Below are 4,307 nucleotides of genomic sequence, written 5' to 3' on the forward strand. Positions count from 1 at the left end.
GGCCGCAGCCGATGCTGCGGCGGGCGGCCGGCCCGGCCGCCCGCCGCAGGACGGCGCGGACCGGTACGCGGAGCGGTCGATGGCGGCGGGTATCGCCGCCGGTCTCCTCACGCTGCCGTTTGCCGGTGTAGCCGGTGTGCGCAAGGCGGTCGCCGTAGCCGTGGCCGCCGTGCCCAAGGCCCCCGGCGCCGGGAGGGAAGGCTTTGCCACGGCTTTGGGCCGGTATCTGGCGCTGCGCGGGGTGGTGACGATGGACCGGACGGTCCTGCGGCGTCTGGGTCAGGTGGACACCATCGTGCTGGAGGACGGTGCCCTGCGCGGCAGCCGGTTCGAGCCGATGGATCTGGAGCTTGTCGGGGATGCGGATCCCGAGGAGGCATCGGAGCGGTTGTTCGCGCTGTTCGACTCCGATGCGCCGCTGGCTGTCCGTCAGGATGGCGACTGGGTGCTGGGGCCGCTGGACGGCCTGGACCTCGAAGGCCGGAAGGGCCGCAAGGCGGCGAATCGGCTACGGCGACGCGGCAGCGAGAGGGTCCTCGGTCTTGCCCGGGGCCGGCGTCTGCGGGCGGTTGCAGGGCTGGGGACCCAGTCGGCTCCCGGGGCCGAGGCCGTGGCCGCAGCGGCACGACGATCCGGGGCGCGGGTCGTGGTGGCCTCCGACCGTGAAGGCGACGGGCCAGCGTTTGCCGATGCCGTGGTTCCGGCAGGAGATGGCCTCCTCGCCTCGGTGCGGGCTCTCCAGGCCGAAGGCGCTGTCGTACTGCTGATCTCCGGGAACCGTGCGGCCCTGGCCGCGGCCGACTGCGCGATCGGCGCACATGGTGAAGGTGAGTACACGCCGTGGGGTGCTCACATCCTGGTCGGTACAGATCTTGAGGCAGCGGGCTTGATCGTCGACGCCGCCGGGGTCGCTGCGGTGGTGGACCGCGACAGCCACCACCTGGCCGCCGGCGGGAGCGGGATCGCTTCGGTGGCCGCGTTTCAGGGTCCTGCCCGGCGAGCGACCGCCCGGGTGATGGCGGTGAGCAACACTGCCGGTGCGGTCGCGTTCTGTATGGGCGCCTGGCGGGCCCGGCAGCTGATGAGCCGCCCGCTGACCCCGCCGGTGACCAGCATTCCCTGGCACCTCATGCCCACCGACCGCGTACTGGAGCGGCTGCGCAGCCGTAAGGAGGGCCTCACCCGGCAGGAAGCGACCGCCCGCGGCTGCGGGATGCACGCCGGCGAACCGGCGAAGCTGACCCTGCCCCACGCTTTCGTGGAGGAGCTGTCGAATCCGCTCACGCCCATCCTCGCGGCCGGCGCCGCGCTGTCCGCGGCGGTGGGGTCTCGGACGGACGCCGTGCTCGTCGCGGTCATCACCGCCGTTTCCGCTCTGGTCGGCGGCTTCCAGCGCGTACGCACCGACCGTGCCCTGGCCGAGCTTTTCGCAGAGTCGGCCATCGGTGCCCGTGTGCGACGCGAGGACCGGGAGCGTCTGGTCACCTCCGCTGACCTGGTTCCCGGCGATGTCATTTCGGTGGGACCCGAAGACGTGGTGCCCGCCGACTGCCGCCTTCTGGAAGCCGAAGGTCTCGAGGTCGACGAATCCTCCCTCACCGGCGAGTCGCTCGCCGTCAGCAAGGATCCGGCCCCCGTGGTCGCCTCGCACATCACCGAACGCCGCTCGATGCTCTACGAGGGCACCACCGTCTCCGCCGGACGGGCCACGGCGGTGGTCGTGGCGACCGGGTCGGCCACCGAAGCTGGACGGAGTCTGGCCACCGCCCGGCAAGGCGCCCCCGAGACCGGTGTGGAGACCAGGCTCTCGTCGTTGACCCGTGCCAGTGTGCCCATCGCCCTGGGTTCCGCCGTCGCCGTGTCGCTGTCCGGGCTCCTCCACGGCCGTCCACTGACCGACAACCTGTCCTCCGCTGTCAACCTGGCCGTCGCTTCCGTGCCCGAGGGTCTGCCCTTCCTGGTCAGTGCCGCCCAGCTGGCCGCCGCACGCCGTCTGGCCGACGCCGGCGCCCTGGTCCGCAATCCCCGCACGATCGAGGCACTCGGCCGCGCCGACATCCTCTGCTTCGACAAGACCGGAACCCTCACCGAAGGCACCCTGGAACTTACCGGTGTCAGCGACGGCGAGGACGCGACCGCCCTCGGCCAGCTCGGTCCCTCCGGGAAAGAAATCCTCGCCGCCGCTCTGCGCGCCAGCCCGCCCGCGCGGCAGGCCGAACCGATGGCACACCAGACCGACCGGGCGATCGTCGACGGTGCCCGCCGCGCGCGGGTCACCACACACACGGGAGCAGCGCGGTGGCGCCGCACGGACACTCTCCCCTTCGAGCCGGCCCGGGCCTACCACGCCACCTCCGGCCGCACCAGCGGCGGCGCTCTGCTCAGCGTGAAGGGAGCCCCGGAGAACGTCGTCGACCGGTGCGTGCGCCGACGCCACCCCGACGGGGACGCGGACCTCGACGACGCGGCCCGTCGTGCGCTCGCCGCAGCGGCCGAGGAACTCGCGGCAGCGGGGCGAAGGATCCTGGCCGTGGCCGAACGCCCCATGAAGGCGGGTGAGGACCTCACCGACGACACCGTGCGGGACCTGACGTTCCTCGGCTTCCTGACCCTCGCCGACCCCGTCCGCGACAGCGCCGCGCCCGCGACAGCGCGCCTGCGCGAGGCCGGAGTGCACACCGTCATGCTCACCGGCGACCATCCCGCCACCGCCGATGCCATCGCCTCGACGATCAGCGACATCACCGAACCCCGGGTCTGCACGGGACCGGACATCGACGCAATGGACGACGACGCCTTGGACGAACTGCTGCCCACCGTCGACGTCATCGCCCGCTGCAGCCCCGGCCACAAAGTGAGAATCGTCCAGGCCTACCAGCGCATCGGCCGCGTCGTCGCGATGACCGGCGATGGCGCCAACGACGCTCCCGCCATCCGCCTCGCCGATGTCGGCATCGCCCTCGGCCGCCGTGGCACACCGTCCGCGACCGCGGCCGCGGACCTCGTCGTCACCGACGACCGACTGGAGACGATCGTCGCCGCCCTCATGGAAGGCCGGGCCATGTGGACATCCGTCCGCGCCGCCCTCGCCATCCTCATCGGAGGCAACCTCGGTGAAGTCACGTTCAGTGTTCTCGCCTCCGCAATCACCGGCAGCACCCCTCTGAACGCACGCCAGATCATGCTGGTCAACCTCCTCACCGACCTCGCCCCCTCCCTGGCCATCGCCGTACGCGAACCCTCAGAACAAACCGGCGAGCGCCTTCTCGCCGAAGGCCCCCACCGTTCCCTGGGCGTCTCGCTCACCCAGGAAATGCTGCTCCGCGGCGTCATCACTGCGGCCGGCGCCGGCCTCGCCTGGACAGCAGCCCGCCTCACCGGGCGCGGCCGCCGCGCCTCCACCGTCTCCCTGGCAGCCGTCGTCGGTACCCAGCTGGCTCAGACCCTGATCGCCGGCGGCACAGACCGCAACGTCCTCATCGCCGGACTCGGCTCCGCAGCCGTTCTCGCCGCCATCATCCAAACCCCCGGCCCCAGCCAATTCTTCGGCTGCACCCCGCTCGGCCCCGTCGCCTGGACGATCACCCTCTCCTCCATCACCACCGCCACCCTCCTCGGCCACTTCCTCGCGCCCCTGCTCATCTCCCGCCTCATCCCCGACACCACGGACCAGGCGCCGACCGATGCCCAGGACGAACCGCCGCCGACTCCGCGCGAACAGCACCAGAAAGACGCACCACCGCCCGAAAAGGCCCAGGCCACGACGCCATGACAATGCCAGACTGACCGCCTCCAGCTGTACCTTGCGGCAGCTATCCACCGGCGTGTTCAGACCGAACTGGCAGACGGTCGATCGGCACTTCGTCGAGAGAAGCCAGGCCCGCGCGCCTTCGCCAGTCGCCGCGGTGACCATCCCCGCCGGGGCCGCCACCAGGTCCGGCCACCGCTCCTGGACCAGCGACCCACGGCGGGTCTGAACCAGCATCCGCCCAGCCGGGGTGAACAGCAGCGCCCTGGGCCCGTCCAGCTTTTGCTCGTGCGCCACCCCCGCACGCAGCGCAGCCGGGCCAGGCAGCGACTCCCCAGCCTGAGCCAGCATCGGCTCCACCGGCGGCCTGAGCGCCGTCCCCAGGGCCTCCCTCGCAGTCGCCCCCTTCCAGAGTCGGACCGTCCGGCGCGAAACGGTCCGGGGCCCGTGTGCGGCACTGGGGCGAGGCCCCCGACTCCGTCCGAATGGCCTGTTACGCCGGGCTGACCGGCGACAACGCGCAGTGCGTGTCCGGCCTCACGGCGGGCGGCGTGACTAA

General features: G+C 72.1%; 1 protein-coding gene. It reads left to right on the plus strand.

Translation table 11 applies throughout. The annotated features are described in order from the left end of the window. Window positions 1-3,772, plus strand: a 3,772-nt coding sequence (locus ACWGIU_RS30895) for a cation-translocating P-type ATPase (protein WP_453711344.1), incomplete at its 5' end; no start/stop codon positions are given. Window positions 3,773-4,307 lie beyond the last annotated feature (535 nt).

The sequence above is a fragment of the Streptomyces sp. NPDC054840 genome, from assembly GCF_053611065.1.